Genomic DNA, 24,557 nt, shown 5'->3' with positions numbered 1-24,557 from the left:
TTCCCCTAGCAACATTATTCTATTTACACGGTTTTATAATCTGTTCTATTATCGGCTCGATGCTAATTGTTAGCGCGCTTGCGTAGGATGGGCCGATTATGTTGAATTCCGAGCACCCCTTGTCCTTGAAATCATTGCTGGATCATCCCGAATTTGTCGAAGGGGAGTTCTGGCTACGCAAACAGTACCACCCAGAGGAAGTGGTTATTGTTGAAGGCGAGAGGGGAAAGGAAATTTTTGTGATCTTGAACGGCCAGGTTTCCGTCTGTACAAAAGTACAGATTTCCGCGGATCGTCACATGGTGTCGGGGCTTTGCGAATTGTTCGATGGAGAAGAATTCTCCCATTCCTGCTTTTTCGATGACGAACCGCACTGTGCCACGGTTAAAGCGATTTCGGCTAGCGAGCTGGCGGTGATCGATGCGGAAAAACTCAAACAATTCCTGCTGAATAACCCAGAATTGGGATTTCGCCTTTTGTATCATTGGCTGAGCATCATCCTTCCCCGAATTCGGCAAAGTAATAAACGCTTTTCTAACTTGCTGAGCTGGGGCCTAAAAGCCTACCAAATCGACTCGTCCATTTAAAACATATCGATTCCGATAGTTCCGGGTCTGGAAAAAATTCGCGCCGAGACTAAACTGATAACTATAATTATCTGCGGAAGGCGATACGATGACCCCGAAAATTTTGGCCGAAAAAGTAAATTCCTTGTTTTCACTGCCTGATGTGGCGCTTCGGATCAATGAGTTGTTAGCCGATACGAAGTCGAGCAATAGCGATCTCGAGGAGGTCATCCTGCATGACCCCGCCTTGACCGCCAGGTTACTGAAGATCGTGAACAGTTCCTATTACGGTTTTCCGAGCAAGATTTCAACCATCTCCAGAGCAATCACGATGCTTGGGACGAAGGAATTGCGTAACCTCGTCATGGCGACTACGGTGGCAGACAGCTTTACAGACATTCCCGAGCATCTGGTCGATATGAATACTTTTTGGTATCACAGCGTGACTAGCGCCATTCTAGCGCGGTTATTGGCCAAGCAACGCAATCATTTGGATCACGAACGTTTTTTTATCGCCGGGTTATTGCACAGCATTGGCAAACTGGTGTTTTTTACCGAATATCCGCAACAATCGGCGTTAATTTTGAGTTTGAAGGAGCAAGGTGCTGACGCCATGACGGCCAAGGAGAAGGAAACCTTCGGTTTTACTCATACCGACCTTGGGGCGGAATTATTAAAACAGTGGAAGTTGCCGGAAACCATTTGGCGCATGGTCGGAAGCCAGCTGGACCCTTTGCATGCGGAAGAAGGGGTGGAAGACGCCTGTATTTTGCATGTCGCCGCTGTTATTGCCGATCGCATAGAACCCTGCGCCAAGCAGGACCTTGATTTCCAGGAACCTGAATTGGATTATGCTTCGCCGGTCTTCAAGTATTTGCAAGTACGGGAGCAAGACATCCAGCCTTTGATTCAGGAGGCGGTGTTCCAAGCCTTCGATATCCTGAGTTATATCCGACCGGAGGCTTCGGTCATTTTTTAATGGCCGTTTTTTCGATAAAATCGTTCGGTCCCTGGTCGAATTAATTTGAGCACCGAAACGAAACATGTCGAGAAGAACGAGAAACAAAATACAGATTCCCGCCCATTCCAATCAAGGCGAACCCATCCCGTATGAAATTACCTATCGGCCGATCGTCGATCAGAAACTACAAAAATTGCCGTTATCGATACAGCAAGAGTTGAATAACTTGTTGCCGGGCAATCGCAAGGAGGCCGAACAGGCTATTCCCAGGTTGCTGGAATTGAAAAGGCAATATCCCAAAATCCCTTTAATTTATAATTATTTATCGGTTGCTTATGGCTTCGTCGATGGAGAACGGCAGAAGCAGGCCATCAGGGAAAATTATCAACAACACCCCGATTATCTGTTTGCCCGCTGTCATTACGCCCAGCTTTGTTTGCGAGAACAGCAAGTCGATAAGATTCCAGCGATATTCGATAAAAAATTCGATCTGAAAGCGCTTTATCCGCGCAGGAATCAGTTTCACTCCACCGAGTACGCTGCTTTTACCGGTGTGTTATGTGCTTATTTCAAGGCAATCGGTGACGAGGAGAAGGCGCGCGATATGTATGATTGTTTACGGGACTTGGTGCCTAACGCCGAAGAGACGCGACAAGCGAAAAAGTTGCTGGAACCCGGCTTGTTCAAGCGGTTAGGCGCCAAGCTGCTAGCGGTTTTGAGCAATTAACGCTAAGGAATGTCGTTCTTGTTCGGGCAATCATGCCAACGTATGTCGAACAGGACTATGACTGAACGCAGGCAAGTGACTGCAGGGCGATCTCCAATTCTTCGTTGGTTTTAACGACCAGTATCGATACCGGCGCGGAATCGCTGTTGATGGCGAAACATTCGGCATCGCCGGATTGGTTTTTGTTGCGGTCGACCTCGATACCCAGAGCGTGTAAATTGTCGCAACAATGTTGCCGCAGCCAAGTGTCGTTTTCGCCGATGCCGCCGGTGAAGACGAGGGCATCGACATGGCCGAGCGCGGCATAGTAGGCGCCCAGATATTTTTTTATGCGGTAGGCATACATTTCCAACGCCAAGCGGGCCGATTCATTTCCTTGTTCGGCCAGGCGGTGTATGGCGCGCATATCGTTTTCGCCGCAAATGCCTTTCAGTCCGCTATGCTTGTTGAACTGGTTTTCCAGTTCGCTAAAGGAGAAGGCGTGGCTGCGTTCCAGAAAGAAGGGCAGGGCCGGGTCGATATCGCCGCAACGAGTCCCCATAATCAAACCTTCCAACGGCGTCATGCCCATCGTCGTATCGATGCTTTGTCCATTGGCGATAGCGGTCATGCTGGCGCCATTGCCTAGGTGCAACGTAATCAGATTCAGCGCGCGTAAATCCTGGCCTAAATGAGCGGCCGCCCGCTTGGCGACGTAATAATGGGACGTGCCGTGAAAACCGTAGCGGCGCACGCCGTATTGCCGATACCAGTCGGCCGGCACGGCGTAATGATAGGCCGGCGGCGGCAGGGTTTGATGGAAGGCGGTATCGAACACGGCAACCTGGGGCACGCTAGGCAATTGCTCAATCGCCTGTTCGATACCGAGTAGATTGGCGGGGTTGTGCAGCGGCGCTAACGGAATCATTTGCCTGATTTGCTCGATGACATCGGCGTCGATGAGGACGGGTTGGCGGAAATGCTCACCGCCATGCACGACCCGGTGGCCGATACAGACCAGCTCGGCCGCATTCTTCAGCGCGCCGCATTCACTCAGCAGCGTGAACAGGTTTTGCAATCCTTGCCGATGATCGCCGATGATGGCGTTTTTTTCGTCGCAGCGGGCTTCGGTATCGGCCAAATGAAGCTCGAAGCGGTGCCGGCTTTCCGCTTCGCCGATTCTTTCGATCAGTCCGGAAACGATAACGCTTTGTTCGCCCATGTCGAACAGGCTGTATTTAATCGAAGAACTGCCGGAATTGAGAACTAAGGTCTTCATGCTTATTCTTGCGCCTGTATGGCCGTGATCAAGACTGTGTTGACGATATCGGGAACGGTGCAGCCGCGGCTTAGGTCATTGACCGGTTTGTTCAATCCTTGCAGCACCGGGCCTATGGCGATAGCGCCGGAAGAGCGTTGCACCGCCTTGTAGGTGTTGTTGCCGGTATTGAGGTCGGGAAAGATGAAAACATTGGCATGGCCGGCTACCTCGCTTTCCGGCAGCTTGGTGCGGGCGACGCTGGCATCGACCGCTGCATCGTATTGCATCGGCCCTTCCAGTTTCAAATCCGGCTGTAATGCCTTGGCTAGCGTAACGGCTTTTCTGACTTTGTCCACTGCCTCGCCCTTGCCTGATTCGCCGGTGGAGTAAGACAGCATGGCGATGCGCGGTTCGAGATTGAATTTGCTGGCGGTTTCGGCGGAACTGATGGCAATTTCGGCCAGTTGTTGCGCGGTCGGATTCGGATTGACGGCGCAATCGCCATAAACCAGTACGCGGTCTTCCAGGCACATGAAAAAGACACTGGATACGATCGACGTGCCGGGTTTGGTTTTGATGATCTCGAAAGCCGGCCTTATCGTATGTTGCGTTGTATGGATCGCGCCCGACACCATGCCGTCGGCATGATTCAGGTGAACCATCATGGTACCGAAATAGCTGACATCAGCCATCAGGTCATAGGCTATTTCGTAGACAATGCCTTTATGCGCGCGTAGTTGATGATAAGTCTTGGCGTACAATTTACGCAGCTCGGAAGTCATGGGGTCGATGATGTCGATGTCGCGAAGCTGAAGTGCCAGCGATTCGATTTTTTGCCGGATTTTTTCTTCATTGCCCAGCAGGGTCAGTTTTACCGCGCCTCTCAATAACAATATTTCTGCGGCCCGCAGGATGCGTTCCTCCTCGCCTTCCGGCAAAACGATATGGCGGGGGTTGGCTTTTGCCCGTTGCAGCAGTTCATACTCGAACATCAGCGGGGTCACCCGCCGTGTTTTATGGGTCAGCAGCCGCTGCTTGAATTCCTCCATGTTGATATTGTTTTCCACCAGCCCCAATGCCGTCGCGATTTTACGTTCGTTTTGCGAACGCAGGCGTGCCGGCACGTGGGTCACGTTCAAGGCGGTGGTGAAGGTGTCGGTGGCGACGCCCAGCACGGCGAACGGCATATCGCCGAGTCCGTCGATTAGCAATTGCACCTGCTTGGCCGGCTCCTGTTCGCCGGTCAGCAACAGGCCAGCGATCTGGGGATAGTTCTTCGAATGATAGGCCATCAGGCAGGCAAGGATGATGTCGGAACGGTCGCCGGGGGTGATGACCAGATCGCCTTTTTCCAGGTAGTCGAGAAAATCCGGCACGATCATCGCGGCGACCTTGTAATTGGAAACTTCCAGGTTCAGTGTTTCGTTGTTGGACGAAAGCAGTTTTGCCCCCAGAGAATGGGCGATATCGCCGATACTGGGCCGCTCCAGGGAGGGTTCTTCCGGGACGACATAGACCGGAAAACTGGCATCGAGCGCATGGCTGAAACGGGCCCTGAGGGCATCGACCTGGGCCGAGGCGACACCGTTGATGACCGTGGCCAGCAAATCGCAACCGTTTTCATTAATGGCGTGCCTGACGCTATGCAGAATGTCGATGAGCTCGGTATTGTCGCGGTCGCCGCCCTGTATGATCGGCATGATCAAACAGCCAAGATTGTTGGCGACATCGGCATTGAAATCGAATTCGAACAACGGATCGCCCGTTTTGTAATCGGAACCGACGCACAGTACATGGTCGCATTGGGATTTGAGACTCTGGTATTTAATCAATATCGCTTTCAGCAATTCCTCATAGCGATCGTTGGCCAGTAACCGGTAGGCTTCTTCATCGGTGCAGCCATACATGGCTTCATAGGGCCAATCCAGTTGATAGCGGTGCGTGATGAGCTGGATCAGTTCGTCCTTTTCTGGGCCGCTATGGATGATGGGGCGAAAAAAACCGACTTTTTCGGCATGGCCGGAAAACATTTCCATCATGGCCAGCATGATGACTGATTTACCGCTGCCTTGTTCGGCGCCGGTAATATAGATATTTTGCGTAATGGGAGCCATGAACGACTATTGTTTGGACGTTAGGTAATCTGTTGATATTGGGAAAAACAGTTCTCCATGGACTGCTTCATGGTAGGAAAAAGGAAAAATATCCCGCTTCCATACATTTTCGATGGCTTGGCGCCTTAGAATGCAGGCCAATATCGGTGTTCGGACAGCAGTGTCATACTATACCATTAACACCCGGATTCCCCAGAAACATAGCAGAACACCGGCGGTTTTGCCGATGATTTGCGCTTTCGGCGGGGAATTTTTTTCCAGTAGCATAAATAAAGTCAACAATATCATGCCACTGAGGTTCATGACGCCGACAGCGAACATCAACAGCATTTGCGCCCAACAGCAACCCAGGCAATGGGTTCCATGTAATAGTCCCATGCGGATACTGCCGCGATGGCCGGGATGCCAATGATTTAACAGGAAGCTTACCGGTGAGCGGCAATGGTGCAGGCAACTGTTTTTCAGGGCGCTGAATTGATAGGTGCCGGCCGAGATAAAAATCAGTGCCGCCAGCCATTGATTATTATTCTCCATCATCGGCGTTAGCCAGTGCAGGCCGTGTAATTGCCACTGCAGTAAAGTCAAGGTTGTGCTAAACACGAGCCAAATCAGCAAATAGCCCAGGGTGAACAACAGGCTGTAGGAAAAGGAATTAGCATGGTAACGACGGCTGGCTTTATCGTAGGCCTTGATCATTGGCAAGGCCGTCGGCAGCATCATGGCCGTCATCATGACGGCCCACATCGTATAGACGACGGTAAAATCCTCGAACGACCACTGCCAGGTTTGCGCTGGCGGCATCCACATCTCGGCCATCAATTGCGTGCTCATTTGCACGTGTTGAAAATACAGTATGTCCCAGGCCCCTAGCGTGATGGCTATGAGCAGAGCGATGATAGCCTGCATTCTCACGGCTGGTAAGTGAATGGCGAATAATAGCCGTTACGCCCGCTGAATTGCCAGTCCTTGCCATGGTCGCGATATTCGTAGCTTTTGGATTTGGCCACGATCGAGGGATGGCTGCTGACCACGCACAAGGGCGGGGTGTCGATGCTGGAGGTGCCGCCGGTAATGCCTTGAATGGCTTCTATCTCGGCCTGGGCAATGCCGGGGATGGTTAACTGGCGGCGCTTACCTTGTTCCTGGTAGTTTATCTTGACCCGTTGAATGCCGATCACTTCGCTGACAAAACTCATTAATATGGCCGGGTGGCCGCCGAGCTGGCCTGCGAAAATTTGAGTAATGGCATCTTCTTGTTCGGCGCTGGCCCGTTCGTCGATATAGAGTGCGGCCTGCCAGTTGCCTTCCTTCATATGGCCAGGAGAGTAACAAGCCAGGGCGATATTGAGATCGTCAAGGCGCACTTGGTCGCAATAACCGTTGTCGATATGCCAGGCGACCAATAATTTGCAGTCACCTTCCGTGGGCGGTTGCAGCCAGACACAAGGGCAGGCCGCTTCACAGTTGCAGGTTTCAAAATAGCTGCCGTTTAATTGCCAGCTGGGTTGTGAATGTTGTGACATGGGAGAATCCTAAGGGTAAGAATAATAAGTTGATGGTCACGATTCTAAGCTAAAAGGGTTCAAGGGCAAGGAGAGTAGCTTATAACCTTAACCCTGAACCCTCTTGTAGCCAAGCTCCCGAATCGGCCTAAAATGGCTCTTTGAACGGTCTTAGATCCAACTCATGTGTCCAGGCGCTAGGATGTTGGCAATGAATGGCCCAATAGGTCTCGGCAATGGCATCCAACTGCAACAGGCCCTCTTTACCTTTGGACTGAACGTACTCCGGAAACTGCCGGGCCGCACGATCGCCGTCGATGACGCCGTCGATGACGGAATGGACGACATGGATGCCTTGTGGCGAAAATTCCCGCGCCAGACCCTGGGCCAGCGCTCTTTGCGCCGCCTTGGCCGAGGCAAAGGCGGTAAACGGCGGTTTGGACCGCAACGACGCCGTTGCTCCGGTGAAAAACAAGGTGCCATGCTGTTTTACCAACATGCAGTTAATCGCTTCCTTGGCAAATAAGAAGGCGCCCAAACAGTTCTGCTGCCATAAAAGGGTGAATGTCTCCTCCTCCATTTCCAATATCGGCGCGGGGATATTGCTGTCCACGTTATAGGCGGCAATTTGCAGTGTCGATCCTTGGTAACGGACGATCTCGAACAGGTGTTCGATATCGTAACTCTTGGTGGCATCGGCGAGCACGGCCGTCGCCTGCCCGCCGGCCGCATGGATGCTGTCGGCTACGGTTTGTAGCTTGGCTTCGCTACGCCCAGAAATAAAAACATGCAAACCTTTTGCGGCAAAATGCCTTGCGAGTGTGGCGCCCAGTCCACGTTCTGGTCCAACACCGATGATAACGGCTGAACATGGCTGCTCCATTACTCTGCTTTTCCAGCTGCGGTTGCTTCCGGGACTTCGATCAGGCTGCCTGATTTGACATCATAGATATAGCCGTAGACTGGAATGTCGGCAGGAACCAGGGGGTGAGATTTGATGCGGACAACATCTTCTAACACACTTGTAGCTTGGTCTTTGATGGTCAGCCAGTTAATATATTTACCCTCCGCAGAACCCGGGCCTTCGCAGCAATCATGCCAACCGGATTCATCGACCGAAGCGGTTTTCAAGCTGCTGTTCAACAGGTCGGTCATGATTTCATTGGTGAAGGTTTCCATGCCGCAGTCGGTGTGATGAATGACGAACCATTCACGAGTGCCCAGCAATTTATAGGAAATGACCAGCGAACGGATGGCGTCGTCACTGGCGCGACCGCCGGCGTTACGGATCACGTGGGCGTCGCCTTCGGCCAGGCCGGCATATTTGGCCGGATCGAGACGGGCGTCCATGCAGGTCAAAATCGCGAATTGGCGCCCCGGCGGCATTGGCAGGTCGCCTTTGTCGAAGCCGCTGACATATTCGCGATTGGCAAGTAATACTTCGTTTAACACTTTTGACATGGTTTTATCTCCTCACTAAGTTGTTATTGTCGGCCGAAAATCAAGGAAAAGTTGTTGGCCGGCATATCTATTATTTCTTTTAATTCCAGGCCATGTTTGGCTGCCGCTGCTTTCAGGTCGGCAACATCCTTCAGACCCCATTCTTCAACACCGGCCGAACTCAGCGTGTCGTGAAATTCCTTGTTGGAGTCGGTGGTGAAACGGCCTTCCACCTGGAATGGTCCATAAATCAACAGAATGCCATCGTCACTGAGCAGATTGGCGGCGCACTCCATCATACCATCAGCGATGGATATTGGCGCAACTTGAAAAATATTGATGCAGAAAATGGTGTCGAATGAACGGGGAGTACCCGCATTGAACCAGGTTTCCGGATTTGTCAGGTCCAAATGCACCGGATCGGCGATATTGTCGTTTCCGTGTTCCGTCGTCAGTTTCTTGATATTGTCGAAGACCTCGACGTCTCTATCGGACGGATGAAAATGCAGATGGTCGAAATGCGGCGCGAAGTAATTGATGTGCATGCCGCTGCCGCTGGCCATTTCCAGGACCCGGCCGGGATCCTTGGGTAATTTTTCTTTCAGCACGCCCAATAAAGGTTCGCGATTGCGGTTGCCGGCCCAGGCGACATATTCGCTTAGGGGATGAGGATCTAAAGGTGGCTTATTGTCTGACATGGTATCTCCTCGTATTTGTAATAATTATGGAAACTATTAAATTGCATTTTTTATGCCTGAAATAGGTTGATAGATAATTTGTTTGATATCAATAAGATATGATTGATGGGTTGTGACTTTTGTGAAGTTGTGGTTCAATTGGTGAAAAAATATTTCACGGCTTGCTATGGCTAACACGACACTTTCCGATCTGACCCCGACGTTTTTTCTTCAGACCTTTATACTCGAATTGATGCATGCCAGCGAGCAATTGGGACAGGAGCATTCCCGGCAGCTGATCGAGAATATCGCCCGCACCGCCGGTTGTTTTTTCGAGGAGGTTTATCGCCAACAGATCGATAATAAGGATGAGCCGCTCGATATCGAAAGTTATATCGAATTGATTTTGGGGTTGAAAAATCACATTGGCGGCAAGTTTTCGTTAATCTCGAGTACGCCGGATTGTATTACCGTCACTAACAGTTGCTGTCCTTTCGGTGAAAAAGTCAGTAATTTCCCCGAATTGTGTGGCATGACTTCCAGCGTTTTCGGCGGCATCGCGGCGCGAAATTTCGGTTATGCCAAAGTTGAAATCGATAAAAGCATTGCCCGTCATAATGATTGTTGTGAAGTTTATGTTCACCTAGATCCGGAAAAGGCGAGCAGCAAGCCGGGTATCGAATATCGAGACGACTGGAAGAAAGCCGAAAATCAACAGGATATAGGCGAGTTGCATTCGCGCATCGAAGAAAGCATGTTGAAAATCTGGCACCGGCAAAGCCGTAAACCCGAGAAAAAATATCAACCACCCGTCATCATCGCGAATTCTGCGGCGATGAAAAAAGTGCTGCAAGCCATTGAAGTGGTTGCGCCGACCTCGGCGACGGTGCTGATCCACGGCCATACCGGGGTCGGTAAGGAATTGGTGGCGCGCGCTATCCATGCCATGAGTGAACGCTGCAATAAACCATTCATTCCAATCAACTGCGGAGCCATTCCGGAAAGTTTGTTGGAAAGCGTGCTGTTCGGCCATGAAAAAGGCGCGTTCACCGGTGCCGTCGACGTGCATCAAGGTTTTTTCGAACGGGCGGAAGGGGGTACCTTGTTTCTGGACGAGGTGGATTCGCTATCGCCGGCGGCCCAGACCCGCTTGCTCAGGGTGATACAGGAAGGCGAGCTTGAGCGGGTCGGCGGCAGACAGACCATCCTGGTGGATTTGCGCATAATATCAGCCACTAATGTGCAATTGGAGCAAAAGGTTGAACAAGGGATGTTTCGTCACGATCTGTATTATCGCCTCAATGTCGTCAAGTTGGTGATTCCGCCCTTGTCGGAACGGCCGGAAGACTTGCCGCCACTGGTACACCTGATTCTGCAGAAAATGAACAAGAAGCATAACGAATAAGGTTAGATTGTAATCGCGGAGCGAGCCACAATCTGAACCGTTTGTTGGACAAGCCCGGTATTCGGAGGGAGCGTTATATAAGAAAATAGCTTTTCGAAGGATTGGGGGATGTGTTGGCCCATTTCAAGCGTTGACGTCGATAAACGGGCTGAAATGGGCGTGATGCTGATCATCACACCCGGAATTTCGGATTTTAGCGGCATTTTGCCCTGAATTCAGACCGAACGAAAGCCTCGGTGCTAAAATGCCCGATGATCGGTTTGGGTCAGTGAGAAATGCCGCTTACATAACCGGTTTTGCCTCTACGCTTTGGTCGAATTCAATGCCATGACAGCCGAAGAACCGAGAATGCGCGTTTTGATAATCTGCAGGGTTCCACCACAACATGGGCATTGGAGTTTCGGGCGGGGCCTGAGCCAAGCGATAGCACGATTGGGATTGACGCCGAGCAAGACTTGCAGCAGACGAATCAGCCGTTTGCTGTTGGGGTGCAAAAAGCCGAAGTTGCGAGTCCGCCTAAAGCCTTTGGGCAGAACATGGCGGAGCATCAGCCACAGAAACTTCACGCCGGGTAGTGTTCGAGTCTGCCACTTTTTGGTTTTGCTGTCCTGGTAACGGAAGGTTACTTGGCCATCTCGGCAGGCAATAATGTCCTTTTCCTGGATAACGCCCTTATAGAGATAACGTCCCAGATAAACCAAGGCTTTATCGCCGCGTCCGACCGACTTGACGTCAACGACCCATTGTTGCGGATAGTAGTCAGGCAATGTCAAACCGGCCTGCGAGATCGCTTCAAGCAATTTGGCCCGAAACACTTTGGCCACTGCCTTGTGATTGAACAAATAGCCTTTCCGGCCCTTTTTACCCTGTTTGGTGCGCCACAGTCGTTTATCAGGATCGATGGCGGCCGCCGGCATCACCAAGTGTACATGCGGATGGTAATCCAATCGGCGGGAATGGGTATGCAACACAGCAATAGCACCGGCATTGCCCTGAAGCTGTTGATCGTTGCGGGTGAAGGTGTTGACGGTATCCCAACTACAGCGGATCAGCAGATCATACAACGTACGTTGCTGTTGCCAGGCCAACGGCCTGAGTTCTTTGGGCAAAGTAAACGTCAGCAAAAAATATTCGGCCGGCACCTGCTTCTGCAACTGCCTTTCCAGCCATTGTTGCGATTCGTGCGACTGGCAATGCGGGCAGCTGCGATGGCCGCAGGAATGCGGCACCAAGCGTTGCCGATCGCAATCATCGCATTGCGCCAACATCACAGGGCCTTGCGACGTGCGGCAGTGTTTCATCGCGGCCAGCGCCTGACGCTGACTGGGTGACAAGCGACCCTGGTAAGCGACCAGAAACTCGGCTTCGAAGGTTTGGATGATGGCGGAAAGCAAGATCATTTGACCGCCCCCCAGTCGATGTCGAAGCCATTCATTAAGGCATTAATCAACTGGCCGGTATTTTGATTCGTGCCGTCGGTCAGGTGAGTATAGCGGGCAGTGGTGAGGATACTGTGGTGACCGAGGATTTTCTGCACTTCCAGTAGATCGACGCCCGCTTCAATCAAATGTGTGGCATAGCTATGCCGCAGACAGTGCGGGGTAATCTTTTTTTTAAACCGCAGTCTTGCGCGACTTGGCGCAGAGCCTTTTGCACGCCACCGCGATCCAAAGGGCTCTGCGCGCGCTGCGCGCCCTTCAAACCGCCATGGCGATTGGGAAACAACATGACCGGATGCCGGTGAACTTGCCAGAAGCGGCGTAGCAAATCCAGGGTGGCAGCCGGCAACGGCACCAGTCTATCCTTATTGCCCTTGGCATCTCGGATATGCACGCGTTGGCGACCGGCATCGATATCCCCAACCTCAAGACGCAATCCCTCGCCGAGGCGCAAACCTAGACTGTAGAGCGTGAAAAAGAACACCCGGTAACTGAGAATACGCGTGGACTGGAAGATACACCGCGCCTCGTCGACAGTGACGATATCCGGCAAACGTTGCGCCTTCGGCGGCTTGACCAACTGCGGCGCGACCCAAGGCTTGCGCAGTACATGGGTGTAATAAAACTTGAGACCGTACAGGTCCAACTTGACCGCACTCCAAGAATGCGACTCCAGCAAATCGGTGAAATAATCGGTCAGTTGCTGTTCGGTCAACGCATTGATGTCTTCGTTGAAATACTGGCCGATACGTCGAATCGCACGGGCATAGGCCTCGATCGTCTTGGGCTGCAACCCTTTAAGTTTGAGGTGTTTCAGATGGCTTTGATAGTTTTGCTTGAAATGGGATTCGAATGATGTTGTCATTGTCGCGTAACCTCATGATTCGTCATGGAATAATCCCTCTTAAAAGAGGGCGTGAGATTACATTTTATAAATTACCGGCTACTGCCGCTTTTCTCCGCGTTAGCGGCTTCGTCCAACAAGCAAGTGGAGACGGTTAGCCGAGAAGTGATGCAGAAGATACGGGCTTATACTTGGCCGGGAAATGTCAGGGAGCTGGAAAACACGTTGGAGCGGGGGGTGTTGTTTTGTAAAGGGCGCGAGATTACCGAACTTGATGTGGAAGTAGGCAATGGCAATCAGGTGCCGATCAGTTGGAAGCAGCAAAAGGAACAGGCCATTGCCGAGGTCGAACGAAATTTTTTACAGACGTCTTTGCAGCAGTTCCAGGGCGATATCAAGAAGATCGCCGGATGCATGGAAATTACGCCCCGCGCGGTCTATAACAAATTAAGCAAATACCGGATCAATCCGGATGATTACCGTAAATAGGGCGGCTACAATCCAAATTGGGCGCGAGGAGGAAGGAGATTTTACTCGAAATCCTTTAAATCCTCGTCATCCAGCAGGATCGCGCCGTTATCGGACCAGTTTACCTTGGTGATGCCGGGCTCCTCGGCTTCCAAGGCATTCAAAATGGCATCTTTTTCCGCCAATAATTTTTTCTGTTTTCTAACTTGATCGGCGAGTCGGCGATTTTCCGCCAATATTTTTTTGTGTTCCAGGCCGCGTTGTACGGCATTTCGAAGGTCGGTATTGTTCCAGGGTTTGTTGATGAAGCGGTATACCTCCGCTTCGTTGATGGCGGCCTGGGCATTATCGAGATCGGCATGGCCGGTCAAAATAATGCGGATAGCCTCCGGTTGTAGTTGCATGAATCGATTGAGAAAACGAACCCCATCCATACCGGGCATGCGGAAGTCCGATATGACAAGGTCGAAAGCCTCTTCCTGGGCTAGCAATAAAGCTTCTTCGCCACTGGTCAGCAGGGTGATGTCATACAGCTTTAATATCCGTGATAGGGCTTTCAACACATTCGGTTCGTCATCGACCAACAGAATTCTGGCGGTTGCTTGGTTGGACATGTGTGTGCGGAAATAGGTAGTTGGAATCGAGAACTGGGTGATCTTTATAGCATAGCCTATATCCAGAAAAGGAGACGGCTTTTCAAGCACGTTACTCTGGACTATATTGGATTCATGCTGCAAAAGACAACATCACTTTTTCGTACTTGTCGGCCAAGACTGGAGAAGGTGAGCAAGTTCAATATTATTTAGTAGGGACAGTGCTGATGAATGCGAAATTTGATGATCTAATTTTAAATTACAGTTATCAATTCAAGCTGTCCGATAAGGCGCCGGTCAAAATCGATTTGCGGATCGATAAACAAACCAATACGCTGCTGCCGCCCGAGAATGCGGATTTACCATTCTGGGCGGATCTGGAATATCAGCAATGCCCCAATTGTCCGTTAAACAGCGAAGAATCTCCCCATTGCCCGGTCGCCAGAAATCTAATTCCGTTGATCGATATTTGTTCGTTGATCGAGTCCTATGCCGAAATGGATGTACGAATTACAACCTTCGACCGGGTAATATCGGCCCATACCTCCGCGCAACGGGCAGTCAGTTCGGTGCTGGGTTTGATCATGGCGACCAGTCCTTGTCCCTTTACCGGCTACTTAAAACCCATGGCGAGATTTCATGTGCCGTTATCGAGCGAAGAGGAGGCGATTTATCGGACTACCTCGATGTATTTATTAGCCCAATATTTCCGTAGTAAGCGAGGACTGAGTCATGCTTATGACATTAACGGCTTAAAAACAATCTATCATGATTTGCAGACGGTTAACCGGGCGATGGCGCAGCGGTTGAAAGCGGCCAGCAAGGAAGATTCGGCGGTCAATGCCGTGATTTTGCTGGAATTGTTGACTCGGGCCGTGACCTGGTCGATCGAAGACGGTTTGGAGGAAATCGCTTACTTATTCGAAAGTTACACAGAGGAAAGCTGAAGTCATTTTGCGCACTCGAGGGTTTGGCTTGTAATAAATGATAACTCTCGGTAGAGTTTGCAAATTTGAGTCAACTATCGGTAGCCATTCGTTGGATTTACCGAATACAGCAAAATTTTGGGATAAATTAATGTCTATTTCCACTGTTGTCGTTGAGCGGCTGATCCGCGAGGCCGGATCGATCGCCATGAGTCATTTTAATAATCTGGCCAACCTGGAGGTCAATAAAAAGAGTTCCAGGGATTTGGTTACCGAGGCCGATGTCGCCGTCGAAGCGTATCTAAAGAAAGTTCTGGGTAAGGAATACCCCAAATACGGTTTTTGGGGGGAAGAGAGCGGCCAGTCGGATAATCAGTCCAGTCGTTGGATTGTGGACCCGATCGATGGCACGCATTCTTTTGCCAAAGGACAATATTTTTGGTCGATCAGCGTGGCTTTGGAAATCGACCGGGAATTAGTCTTCGGTGCGGTTTATGCGCCGGCTCTGGACGATTATTATCATGCGGAAAAGGGCAAGGGGGCTTTCAAGAATGGTCGTCCAGTCAAGGTGTCGAATGAAAGGAACTTGGCAGATTCCATGATTGCCACCGGCTTTGCCTGTTTACGGTCTTATTTGGAGGAAAACAATCTGGCGCGATTTAACCGCATTGCCGAAGTCACCACCGGCCAGCGTCGTTTCGGGTCGGCCGCGATGGACTTATGCCTGGTTGCCGATGGGCAGGTCGACGCTTATTGGGAGCAGGAATTGAATTTGTACGATGTTGCAGCGGGGGCCGTGATCGTCGAGGAAGCTGGCGGCACGGTCACTGATTTTGACGGTAGAAAAGGTATATTTCCGAAGCAAATTCTGGCGACCAACGGTTTGTTGCTGGAGCAGTTATTGCCGCTGATGTGAGGCTTTTTAAGACGAAAGAGGGGCGGAAAGCCCTCGGGTACTTTGATGAATTAGCCGGCTTTGGCGATTTCGGCACGCATGTCGTCGATAATTTGTTTGTAATCGGGTTTGCCGAAAATTGCGGACCCGGCGACAAAGGTATCGGCGCCCGCGGCTTTGATTTCGCGGATGTTGTCCACTTTAACGCCGCCGTCGATTTCCAGGCGAATGTCGTAACCGCTATCGTCGATTCTTTTTCTGACTTCGCGCAGTTTGTCCAACGCGGAAGGAATGAAAGACTGGCCGCCGAAACCGGGGTTCACGGACATCAGCAGAATCATGTCCAGTTTGTCCATGACGTAATCCAAGTGATGCAATGGCGTGCCTGGGTTGAATACCAGGCCGGCTTTACAGCCGTTGTCCTTGATCAATTGCAGGGTTCTGTCGATGTGGACGGAGGCTTCCGGGTGGAACGTGATGATGCTCGCACCGGCCTTGGCGAAATCGGGAATGATTCTGTCGACGGGTTCGATCATCAAATGCACATCGATAGGCGCAGTGACGCCGTGCTTTCTCAGCGCGTCGCAAACCAGTGGACCAATAGTCAGGTTTGGAACGAAATGATTGTCCATTACATCGAAATGTACGATGTCCGCGCCGGCAGCCAAAACGTTATCAACTTCCTCGCCTAAGCGGGCGAAGTCAGCTGACAGAATAGAAGGGGCAATCCAGTTCTCGGTCATTTTTTGATCCTCGTAGTTAAAAAGTTCCTTATTATACCGCGCCCCATGTCATTTTGCGTTGCCTGCAGCTTATTTTATCCGGGTTTTTATTGGTTTAATGGCAAGATATTACTGATTATTCAAACGGTTGAATTATTTCGTAAGCTGGTTTCGAGACAATGGGTTTTTCGCAGGGAAAGCCTAATTCCTTGGTTTTTGCAGTTTGGCATGTTTTTCCCGCTACGGGACGGGATATTAGCTTTTATATTCTGCTTGATACTAGCATCATCAAGCCGGTTTTGCTGTTCGTTTAGTTGCTGGGTCGGTAGCAGCGAGGAAGGGGTTGATTCTTCTCTTTGCGATTTTGCTTTCGACAATTGTCGAATTGGCGGATTCAGAAACAAGAAAGGATGAAGTAGAAATGACAGAAATCCTTTTCTGCCATAATCGACCGTTAATCGAAGGACTTATGAATGTGCTCCACGGCCTTATGGGCGGCCTTCGATGCCAGGTCGCTGTGTTTTTTATTGGCATGGTCGATAGCTTCATTCAGTTTGGTAACTGCTTTTTCCATATGCATGTGTCTGTCATGGTGTTCCTGCGACGCCGCTTTGGCATGATGGAGGGCTTCTTTACTGTGTTCCAGGATCAGGTCCAGATGCCCTTTTTCCGCATGGCTGGCGGCGACGGCCGCATGTTCTAGCGCATAGGCGCCGTGATGTTCGCCGGCAAGAACATTGCTGACGCCAAACACGAATGTAGTGGCCAATAAAGCGGTGAATAAGGTTGAATTATTTTTCATTTTAGAACTCCCCTCATTGAATTATTATTTACCATTCAGTCGAATGGTAAATATCTGACTTTAGCTGTCGGTATTTGTTCAAACTGTTTGTTGATTGGTGTTGACAAACACAGGCTTAGTGAAGATTAGATTTTAGAGGTGAACGTGATGGGCTGGAGAGAACGCAAACATGAAGAAACTTATGGCGAGGATGAAATTAAACAGCGATTGGAAGAGGAGTTGCCGCATTGGTATTATGAAAACGGTTGGATCAGGCGCAAATATAAAACCAGTGGTTGGAAGGCGACGCTGATGGTGGTCAATGCCGTGGGGCATTTAGCAGAAGCGGCTTTTCACCACCCCGACTTGACCGTTTCCTACGCCTTTGTGATCGTTAAATTGATGAATCATGCCGCCAAGGGGGTAACGAACAAGGATTTCGAATTGGCGCATAAAATCGAGGAGGTCGTCATGTGGCAACCTGGAATGGAGGAAGGTGCTCTGGAAGGCACGCCGGATGATCCGCGCTTTAAATATATTAAGTACGATTGAGCTTGAAGTGGCGCTGAATAACTGCGTAAGGGATTTATCCGCGGCCGGTTTCGGGAAATGCGATATTCCAAGAATTCGCTAAATTCAAAATCTGCCGTGTCCGCTCAACCGTGCATTCCCATTTCCCGGAAATATTGATTATATCTGTGTTTTCTTGGGTGTTTGGAAAGGCTAAAGCCTAAGCGGGGCCCGGCAAAAACGTTCCGAAATTAGGGGCAGAGCAGGAAACCGAAATTGAGCGGCGCTTTGCTTATTTTGTCCATTTTGTGGCTATCTGACCCGTAGCATAAAGGTGACCGGGCCGTCGTTAATCAGGGCGACTTTCATATCGGCGCCGAAGCGGCCGAATTGGGTCGAAGGGTAAATCTTGCCTGCTTGTTGTTGAAAATAAGTAAACAGTTCGCGGCCTTGTTCCGGACTGGCGGCCGATGCGAAACTGGGGCGGTTACCTTTCTCGGTATCGGCAGCCAAGGTAAATTGCGGTACGATGAGTAAACCACCGTCGATATCCCGCAGGCTCAGATTCATCTTGCCATTAGCGTCGGCGAAGATGCGGTAATTGAGAATTCTTTCCAGCAGACGGTCCGCCTGCTTCTCGCTGTCGGTCTTTTCGACCGCGACCAGCGCCATGATACCTTGACCGATGGAGCCGATTACCTTGCCGTCAACCGTGACATCGGATTCGATGACCCGTTGAATAATACTGATCATAGAGTGACTCTTTATTGGTAAATGCGTTCGAGGCGATATTGTAGCAGGGTCTTGATTCGTTATGAGTCCCTTGTTTAGTCACGGAATATTAATCGACTTTAGGTGGTGTGCAATCAAACATTCTCGGAATATCTCGTTTCATGCGCCTGCGGCGATCCGCATTCCGCGATGAAGAGTTTCCGGATGAGGGCAAGGGCTTATTCGGCATGGTTTTTTAAAACTGGATGTTAGCTCCTGAGCGGAATGACAGGAAATGAATGGCAAGCAATTCGTCAGATTGTTAACTCAATCCATAAATAAAATCTGTGGCCCGGGGATATAACATGGCCAGTCGCATGGCGTTGGGCAGGTTATTGGAAATACGATACTAAGGTAAGCCAAGAATAGGGAAGGCAAAAACATATGATAGGGTTTGATTGGAAATCGTGTTTGCTTCCAAGCCCATAGGTTGAAAGGAATTAACCCTAATAATAGGTATATGTTCGGAATGCTATCTATAACTTGGGCACAACCCATTCGTCTAATTCCTGTAAAATTAATGGTTTATCGATTCTTTGATTGGTAGCCTGGATTCAGTGTAGCGGAATCCGGGATGGCGTGGTTCCGAGTCTCCGCGTTCGGAGCTGTTCATGCGGGCTGATAAGCCAAACGATAAATGAGGGTAGTCGTTTATCAAGTTGAGTGAAATCGCATTTTTGTTCAATAAAAATTCGTTCAATAAGGGAAATTCAATTAGATGACAAAACATTTCTGGCTATCACTATTCGCGTTCTGTTTTTCGGGCAGCGTTGTCGCCGAGGTCTATCAATGGGTCGATGAACATGGCGGGCGACATTATTCCGACCGTCCGAATCAACAGGCGGAAATCGTCGAAATACATCCCGGTTATACCTTTTACCGGGTCAAATATGTTTTCGATGGCGATACTATCCTGTTGGAAAACGGACAGAAAATTCGTTTTTTAGGAATTAATACGCCGGAAGTGGAAGGCAGGAATAAACATGAAGAGCCTGGTGGCGAAGACGCCAAACGCTGGCTGGCGAAACGTTTAGGCGGACAAAAAATTCGTCTTGAAACGGACGTTGAAAAAAAGGATAAATACGACCGGTTGCTGGCTCATGTTTTTACCGGGTCCGGGCGGCATCTCAACCTCGAATTAGTGGAGAACGGTTTGGCGACGGTCAATATTTATCCGCCCAATTTGCGGTATACGAAAGCGCTGTTGCAAGCCGAGGAGCGAGCGGAACGGGCCGGAATCGGACTTTGGTCGAATCCTTATTATGCCAGATATCCGTTTAAGGCCTTGCCGAATAGAAAAGGTTGGAAAAGGGTGGTCGGAACTATAAAACGAATCAAACGGACCAGAAAGAACAATTATTTGATCTTTTCGGACGATTTTTCCATCAAGATCGCCAAGCAGGATCAACAATATTTTTCCGATTTAACCACTTACCGAGGCAAACGCGTCGAAGCGAGGGGGTGGTTAAGCAAGTCGCGAAATGGCTACACCATCAGAGTCCGTCACCCCGGCCATATCAAATTCATTGAAGAATGAAAAATGTCATGCCGAAAAAAAGGGAGGACGAAGCCTCCCTTTGTTCGGTCATTGGATAATTATTGATCGGTTCTTCTGTAAACCACGCGGCGGTTTTGTGCGCGACCTTCGGCGGTGTGGTTGTCCGCAATCGGTCTGGTCTCGCCAAAGCCTACTGTGGTCAAGCGGGAGCCGTCAATTCCCTGATTAACCAGTTCTTGTTTGACCGCCATGGCACGACGTTCCGACAATTTTTGGTTGTAGACCTCTGGACCGATGCTGTCGGTATGGCCTTGAATTTCGACGGTCAGTCCCGGATTCAGTTTTAAGACTTTAACGGCATTGGTAAACAATGGCTCGTATTTGGACTTGATTTTTGTACTGTCAGTATCGAAAAAGACGCCACTGAAGGCCCAGCAGCCATCTTTATTGACCAGCGCGCCTTTTGGCGTGTTCGGGCATTTGTCTTTGGAATCGACGACACCGTCGCCATCACTGTCCTTTTCGGTTGGAATTGGCGTGCCGCCACGGAAAAAGACATTTTCCACGAAACTTGCCATTCCTCTTGTGGAAGCAATGGCGGCAGCATTGGTGGCGAATCCGCACCTGCCGATATCGGCTAATTGATTCAAGACATTGATGCCTTGCCGGTCTTTTTCATTGCCCACCCAAACCGTATAAACGCATAATTTGTCGCCATGTTGCGCTTTCAATTGCTGCAAAGCCGGTGCCGGCGACGAATCGTAATTGTTGCCGTCACTGAACAAGATCAACGCGATGTTGCCGGGTGCGCCAGCCAAGTCGTTTTTGGCCGCGCGGAAGGCGTGGGCCGCCGGCGTGCCGCCGCTGGAACATTTCAGGGAATTCAGCGCGGCATCGAAGGAATCATGCGAATAGTTTTGCACGGCCTGGTTCAATTCGGTATAACGCCAGGAAAGGCAGGGGCCGAAACCGAAACTACGCAGGCCGGAAGACAACGTGACATCCGGGATGGTTTTGTTCATCCTGTCCAATAACGTTTTGGAGACGGAAAATTTAGTGGCTCCTGGAAGATAGGAAAATTCAGTTCCTTCGTAGACATCGCTCATTGATGACGACGAATCGTTGATAACAAAAAAGGTATCGGTTTTTTGTACTAACTGTCCCGATTGTACTTTTTGATTCAAGTTTCTGGCACGAAAATTCATGGTGTCGTTGACCGCATGAGTGGCGCAACCAGAAAAAACTGCGCTCACTAGGGTCAGGGTGGCGAGAGAGGTTTTTTTCATTTGAATCTCCTATGTTTCGACATGAAGGCCGTTTGGTAGGTAACCTTTGTTCGGATTCTAGCCTAAAACATTATTTTTTTATAGTTATTTCATCTTTATCAGTGAGCATGGAATAATATCGGACTTTTCTGAACCTAATATGAAGATGAGGTGAATGATGTTCAAATTTGTAAAGCCGTTGCTGTTGCTTTTATTGTTTTCTTTTTCTTTAGCCTCGCTGGCGCAAGGCCAGCAGGAAATCATTCAGTTGGCGGAGCAAGGCGAGGCCAAGGCCCAGGCTAAATTGGCTTCGATGTATTTATTAGGTTGGCAGGGTTTCGAGCAAAATAATGAATTGGCCGCTAAGTGGATGAAGAAAGCCGCCGATCAGGGTATTGTCGATGCCCAGGTTGTCATGGGGGCGTTGTATGATAGAGGCCTTGGCGTTCCTGGCGACCGGGATATGGCGACAAAGTGGTATGAAAAGGCGGCCGCTCAAGGGCATGGCACTTCATTGGCCATTTTGGGGCGCAACGATACCGCTAAAGGCAGTGTTAAATTCAGTTATCAAGCCATGCGCTTGAACGCCGCGCGTTCGATACCGCGAGAATATGCCAAAAGATTTTTAATGAGCAAATAAGATAGATGAGTATCAAAACACGTTTTGCCCCGAGTCCAACGGGTTATTTACACGTCGGCGGTGCCAGAACCGCCTTGTTTTCCTGGCTATATGCCCGTAAACATGGAGGCAAGTTCGTTCTACGGATTGAAGATACCGATTTAGAACGTTCGACACAGGAGTCGGTGAATGCCATATTGGAAGGTATGACCTGGCTGGGGCTGGAATATGATGAAGGGCCTTTTTATCAGACACATCGCTTCGACCGCTATAAGGAAATTATCAGGCAGTTGCTGGATCAGGGGGATGCCTATTATTGCCGTTGTAGCAAGGAAGAGTTGGAGGCGATGCGCGAACAGCAGATGGCCAATAAAGAGAAGCCCCGTTATAACGGTAAGTGCCGCGACGCCAACCATGAGGAAAGCGAGAATGCGGTCATCCGGTTTAGAAACCCGACCGACGGCGAGGTCGTCATCGATGATTTGATCAAAGGCCGCATTGTCGTATCCAACAAAGAACTGGATGACCTGATTATCGCCCGTGCCGACGGTACGCCCACCTATAATCTGACTGTGCTGGTCGATGACATGGATATGGGGGTCAATTATGTCATCAGGGGAGATGATCATATAAATAACACCCCTAGGCAAATCAATATCCTCAAGGCGCTGGGGGCGGAATTGCCCAGATATGCTCACGTACCGATGATACTGGGTCCGGATGGCGCGCGTTTATCCAAACGTCATGGTGCGGTCAGCGTCATGCAATATCGCAACGACGGTTATTTGCCGGAAGCCTTGTTGAATTACCTGGTTAGATTGGGTTGGTCGCATGGAAACCAGGAAATTTTTTCGGTGGATGAAATGATCGAGTTGTTCGAGCTCGACGATGTAAATGTTTCGGCCTCGACATTCAATAATGAGAAATTATTGTGGCTGAATCATCAATACATCATGAACAGCGACCCCGCCCATGTGGCGCATCATTTAAGCTGGCACATGGGCGAGCTGGGTATCGATCCGACCCAGGGGCCGGAATTAATCGACGTGGTCAAGGCCCAGCGCGAGCGCAGCAAGACCTTGGTGGAAATGGCGACGTCCAGTCGTTATTTTTATCAGGACTTTGGCGACTACGATGAAAAGGCTGCGAAAAAGAACTTCAAGCAGGGGGCCGATGAAGTGCTGCAAGTGCTGCTGGATAAATTTTCCGCAGAACCGGAATGGGACGGCGAGAGGTTGCATCAGCTCGTTCTGGAAACGGCCGAGCAGTTGGAGCTGGGGTTAGGCAAGGTAGCGCAGCCGCTGCGGGTCGCGGTTTCTGGAACGGCGGTTTCGCCCCCGATCGACGTGACCCTGGCCCTGCTAGGCCGGAAAAAGACCCTGGCAAGAATGGAAAGAGCGATAAATTTTATTAAAGACAAAAAAGGCTAGACAAGCGAAAAAAAGTCTGTATAATGGGTGAACTCAACTGACGGGGCCATAGCTCAGCTGGGAGAGCGCAACACTGGCAGTGTTGAGGTCAGCGGTTCGATCCCGCTTGGCTCCACCATCAGTTGGATTAAGCAGTATACAGTCTTAGTCCCCATCGTCTAGAGGCCTAGGACACCGCCCTTTCACGGCGGTAACGGGGGTTCGAACCCCCCTGGGGACGCCATTTTTTTGGTCTGGCTACAACTGTTAGTCACCGCCAAAGGTGATTGATTTCGCTGCAAACCGCTGCTGTAGCAGCACCGTTACAAGTCTTAGTCCCCATCGTCTAGAGGCCTAGGACACCGCCCTTTCACGGCGGTAACGGGGGTTCGAACCCCCCTGGGGACGCCATTTCTAAGTTTTCCACCGGGTCATCGGTAGAAAACTTTATCCATATCGTTTTACCAATCTTTTCTCGATTCAAGCCGACATCATAAGCATAATTCCGTTATGGCGTTGGATGCTGCGGTATGCCGGTTTTTTGAAATCTTCCGTGTTTCGGTGATTTGCAACCTTTTGCATATCAGAACTAACGATTTCGGCCTAGCCAGCACAGGCAAGGGAAGCTTTAGGGCAAGAATTCCCATTCGCCGAAACAGGCGGCCTGACCCCGATATACATTCCGTTCATCGTAAAGATTCCACACCACCGCATTGCTGATCAGAAAACGTCGCCCATTTTTGGAAATACGTATGCCCCGGTAATGGTCGATAAAGCCATGGCGACCGACTTGGTCGAGTAGGCGCTGGCGTTCCTCCCGGTTGACCGGTTCGGCTGAATATCGGGAAGGGGTCTGCGTAAACGCCTCCCAGCTGATCTCGAACAACTCCAAGGCTTTGCGATTGCCATAGTTGAATACCGGGTCTTCCTCGGTGCCGTGGGACACGACGGCAAACGGGGCTTCGAATAGGGCTCTGCCAAATTCCTTGGTGCCGCAATGGCCTGGCAGTAAATCCCGGTTCAGCAGTCTACGGTAACTGGTTCCGAGTAAAGCCGCATGAGCGGCCAGGTAATCGTTTTCTTCGGTCGGAATGTTCATGGGGGTTGCGCAATAGTTTAACATTGATGGGCAAAATAAAACCGCGGCCTTTCGCCATAACCTGTCTTAAGCAATCTGGGCCGGTT

The 24,557-nt window shown here is 50.3% G+C and carries 24 protein-coding genes, 3 tRNA genes and 2 pseudogenes; 14 read left to right on the top strand and 15 right to left on the bottom strand.

What is annotated here, in order from left to right; genetic code table 11:
* Positions 1 to 98 precede the first annotated feature (98 nt).
* The 3 genes from EP25_RS0106415 (at position 99) to EP25_RS0106405 (ending at position 2,254) form a co-directional block, all read left to right on the top strand.
* Positions 99 to 587, top strand: coding sequence for a cyclic nucleotide-binding domain-containing protein (locus EP25_RS0106415; protein ID WP_031433103.1), 489 nt, complete (start codon positions 99 to 101; stop codon positions 585 to 587).
* Between the two features lie 88 nt (positions 588 to 675).
* The gene (locus EP25_RS0106410) at positions 676 to 1,545 is read left to right on the top strand and encodes an HDOD domain-containing protein (protein WP_031433102.1); all 870 of its coding nucleotides are present in this window, start codon (positions 676 to 678) and stop codon (positions 1,543 to 1,545) included.
* Between the two features lie 64 nt (positions 1,546 to 1,609).
* Positions 1,610 to 2,254, top strand: a complete 645-nt coding sequence (locus EP25_RS0106405) for a hypothetical protein (RefSeq protein ID WP_031433101.1) — start codon at positions 1,610 to 1,612, stop codon at positions 2,252 to 2,254.
* A gap of 55 nt (positions 2,255 to 2,309) precedes the next feature.
* On the opposite strand, the gene EP25_RS0106400 is transcribed toward EP25_RS0106405, so the two are convergent.
* The 7 genes from EP25_RS0106400 to EP25_RS0106370 form a co-directional block, all read right to left on the bottom strand.
* Positions 2,310 to 3,512, bottom strand: coding sequence for an acetate/propionate family kinase (locus tag EP25_RS0106400; RefSeq protein ID WP_031433100.1), 1,203 nt, complete (start codon positions 3,510 to 3,512; stop codon positions 2,310 to 2,312).
* Positions 3,513 to 3,514: 2 nt separating this feature from the next.
* On the bottom strand, positions 3,515 to 5,608 hold the full coding sequence (pta, locus tag EP25_RS0106395) for a phosphate acetyltransferase (protein WP_031433099.1): 2,094 nt from the start codon (positions 5,606 to 5,608) through the stop codon (positions 3,515 to 3,517).
* 168 nt (positions 5,609 to 5,776) lie between these two features.
* On the bottom strand, positions 5,777 to 6,514 hold the full coding sequence (locus EP25_RS0106390) for a DUF2182 domain-containing protein (RefSeq protein ID WP_036300303.1): 738 nt from the start codon (positions 6,512 to 6,514) through the stop codon (positions 5,777 to 5,779).
* A gap of 2 nt (positions 6,515 to 6,516) precedes the next feature.
* A complete protein-coding gene (locus EP25_RS0106385; RefSeq protein ID WP_031433097.1) occupies positions 6,517 to 7,131 on the bottom strand; it encodes a DUF1326 domain-containing protein in 615 nt (204 codons plus the stop codon).
* A 127-nt stretch (positions 7,132 to 7,258) separates the two neighbouring features.
* Positions 7,259 to 7,993, bottom strand: coding sequence for an SDR family NAD(P)-dependent oxidoreductase (locus tag EP25_RS0106380; RefSeq protein WP_031433096.1), 735 nt, complete (start codon positions 7,991 to 7,993; stop codon positions 7,259 to 7,261).
* Positions 7,993 to 8,571, bottom strand: coding sequence for a beta-class carbonic anhydrase (locus tag EP25_RS0106375; RefSeq protein ID WP_031433095.1), 579 nt, complete (start codon positions 8,569 to 8,571; stop codon positions 7,993 to 7,995). The genes EP25_RS0106380 and EP25_RS0106375 overlap by 1 nt, the downstream gene beginning before the upstream one ends.
* A gap of 23 nt (positions 8,572 to 8,594) precedes the next feature.
* A complete protein-coding gene (locus EP25_RS0106370; protein WP_031433094.1) occupies positions 8,595 to 9,248 on the bottom strand; it encodes a DUF938 domain-containing protein in 654 nt (217 codons plus the stop codon).
* A 166-nt stretch (positions 9,249 to 9,414) separates the two neighbouring features.
* Here EP25_RS0106370 and EP25_RS21825 point away from each other — a divergent pair.
* Positions 9,415 to 10,629: pseudogene (locus EP25_RS21825) on the top strand (sigma 54-interacting transcriptional regulator); the annotation flags it as partial.
* 305 nt (positions 10,630 to 10,934) lie between these two features.
* Here EP25_RS21825 and EP25_RS0106355 read toward each other — a convergent pair.
* On the bottom strand, positions 10,935 to 12,032 hold the full coding sequence (locus tag EP25_RS0106355) for an IS91 family transposase (RefSeq protein ID WP_036300033.1): 1,098 nt from the start codon (positions 12,030 to 12,032) through the stop codon (positions 10,935 to 10,937).
* Positions 12,029 to 12,936, bottom strand: a pseudogene (locus EP25_RS0106345) (tyrosine-type recombinase/integrase). The gene EP25_RS0106355 and the pseudogene EP25_RS0106345 overlap by 4 nt, the downstream one beginning before the upstream one ends.
* Positions 12,937 to 12,987: 51 nt before the next feature.
* Between EP25_RS0106345 and EP25_RS0106340 the strand changes: the two are divergent.
* The gene (locus EP25_RS0106340) at positions 12,988 to 13,404 is read left to right on the top strand and encodes an AAA-type ATPase lid domain-containing protein (protein ID WP_235185854.1); all 417 of its coding nucleotides are present in this window, start codon (positions 12,988 to 12,990) and stop codon (positions 13,402 to 13,404) included.
* A 41-nt stretch (positions 13,405 to 13,445) separates the two neighbouring features.
* Here the strand turns inward: EP25_RS0106340 and EP25_RS0106335 are convergent, their stop codons facing one another.
* On the bottom strand, positions 13,446 to 13,997 hold the full coding sequence (locus tag EP25_RS0106335) for a response regulator (protein WP_031433092.1): 552 nt from the start codon (positions 13,995 to 13,997) through the stop codon (positions 13,446 to 13,448).
* 206 nt (positions 13,998 to 14,203) lie between these two features.
* On the opposite strand from EP25_RS0106335, the gene EP25_RS0106330 reads away from it, so the two are divergent.
* Both EP25_RS0106330 and EP25_RS0106325 read left to right on the top strand, forming a co-directional pair.
* Positions 14,204 to 14,923 carry a DUF6901 family protein gene (locus tag EP25_RS0106330; protein WP_036300299.1) on the top strand — a complete coding sequence of 240 codons (720 nt, stop codon included), beginning with the start codon at positions 14,204 to 14,206 and terminating at the stop codon, positions 14,921 to 14,923.
* Positions 14,924 to 15,053: 130 nt separating this feature from the next.
* Positions 15,054 to 15,818 (top strand): inositol monophosphatase family protein, encoded by a 765-nt coding sequence (locus EP25_RS0106325; protein WP_031433090.1) that lies wholly within the window; start codon positions 15,054 to 15,056, stop codon positions 15,816 to 15,818.
* 50 nt (positions 15,819 to 15,868) lie between these two features.
* On the opposite strand, the gene rpe is transcribed toward EP25_RS0106325, so the two are convergent.
* Positions 15,869 to 16,540, bottom strand: coding sequence for a ribulose-phosphate 3-epimerase (gene rpe / locus EP25_RS0106320; protein WP_031433089.1), 672 nt, complete (start codon positions 16,538 to 16,540; stop codon positions 15,869 to 15,871).
* A 433-nt stretch (positions 16,541 to 16,973) separates the two neighbouring features.
* A complete protein-coding gene (gene smbP / locus EP25_RS0106310; RefSeq protein ID WP_031433088.1) occupies positions 16,974 to 17,321 on the bottom strand; it encodes a small metal-binding protein SmbP in 348 nt (115 codons plus the stop codon).
* Positions 17,322 to 17,468: 147 nt separating this feature from the next.
* Here smbP and EP25_RS0106305 point away from each other — a divergent pair, with 147 nt between their 5' ends.
* Positions 17,469 to 17,852, top strand: coding sequence for a 4a-hydroxytetrahydrobiopterin dehydratase (locus tag EP25_RS0106305; protein ID WP_031433087.1), 384 nt, complete (start codon positions 17,469 to 17,471; stop codon positions 17,850 to 17,852).
* 270 nt (positions 17,853 to 18,122) lie between these two features.
* Here the strand turns inward: EP25_RS0106305 and dtd are convergent, their stop codons facing one another.
* Positions 18,123 to 18,563, bottom strand: a complete 441-nt coding sequence (gene dtd / locus EP25_RS0106300) for a D-aminoacyl-tRNA deacylase (RefSeq protein ID WP_031433086.1) — start codon at positions 18,561 to 18,563, stop codon at positions 18,123 to 18,125.
* Positions 18,564 to 19,299: 736 nt separating this feature from the next.
* Between dtd and EP25_RS0106295 the strand changes: the two genes are divergently transcribed.
* Positions 19,300 to 20,118: a thermonuclease family protein gene (locus tag EP25_RS0106295; RefSeq protein ID WP_031433085.1), complete on the top strand. Its 819-nt coding sequence runs from the start codon at positions 19,300 to 19,302 to the stop codon at positions 20,116 to 20,118.
* 59 nt (positions 20,119 to 20,177) lie between these two features.
* Here EP25_RS0106295 and EP25_RS0106290 read toward each other — a convergent pair whose 3' ends face one another.
* Positions 20,178 to 21,365 (bottom strand): OmpA family protein, encoded by a 1,188-nt coding sequence (locus tag EP25_RS0106290; RefSeq protein WP_031433084.1) that lies wholly within the window; start codon positions 21,363 to 21,365, stop codon positions 20,178 to 20,180.
* A 157-nt stretch (positions 21,366 to 21,522) separates the two neighbouring features.
* Here EP25_RS0106290 and EP25_RS0106285 point away from each other — a divergent pair, with 157 nt between their 5' ends.
* The 5 genes from EP25_RS0106285 (at position 21,523) to EP25_RS0106265 (ending at position 23,783) form a co-directional block, all read left to right on the top strand.
* On the top strand, positions 21,523 to 21,984 hold the full coding sequence (locus EP25_RS0106285) for a tetratricopeptide repeat protein (RefSeq protein ID WP_031433083.1): 462 nt from the start codon (positions 21,523 to 21,525) through the stop codon (positions 21,982 to 21,984).
* Between the two features lie 5 nt (positions 21,985 to 21,989).
* Positions 21,990 to 23,393, top strand: a complete 1,404-nt coding sequence (gene gltX / locus EP25_RS0106280; RefSeq protein ID WP_031433082.1) for a glutamate--tRNA ligase — start codon at positions 21,990 to 21,992, stop codon at positions 23,391 to 23,393.
* Between the two features lie 42 nt (positions 23,394 to 23,435).
* Positions 23,436 to 23,511, top strand: a tRNA-Ala gene (locus EP25_RS0106275).
* A 29-nt stretch (positions 23,512 to 23,540) separates the two neighbouring features.
* Positions 23,541 to 23,616 (top strand) — tRNA-Glu (locus EP25_RS0106270).
* A gap of 91 nt (positions 23,617 to 23,707) precedes the next feature.
* Positions 23,708 to 23,783: transfer RNA gene (locus tag EP25_RS0106265), tRNA-Glu, on the top strand.
* Between the two features lie 217 nt (positions 23,784 to 24,000).
* On the opposite strand, the gene EP25_RS0106260 is transcribed toward EP25_RS0106265, so the two are convergent.
* Positions 24,001 to 24,471, bottom strand: a complete 471-nt coding sequence (locus EP25_RS0106260; protein ID WP_031433081.1) for an MEKHLA domain-containing protein — start codon at positions 24,469 to 24,471, stop codon at positions 24,001 to 24,003.
* Positions 24,472 to 24,557 lie beyond the last annotated feature (86 nt).

Source organism: Methylomarinum vadi (assembly GCF_000733935.1).
Taxonomy (GTDB): domain Bacteria; phylum Pseudomonadota; class Gammaproteobacteria; order Methylococcales; family Methylomonadaceae; genus Methylomarinum; species Methylomarinum vadi.
Note: the sequence above shows the minus strand (reverse complement) of the source record. Positions and strands in the feature narration are given on the sequence as shown.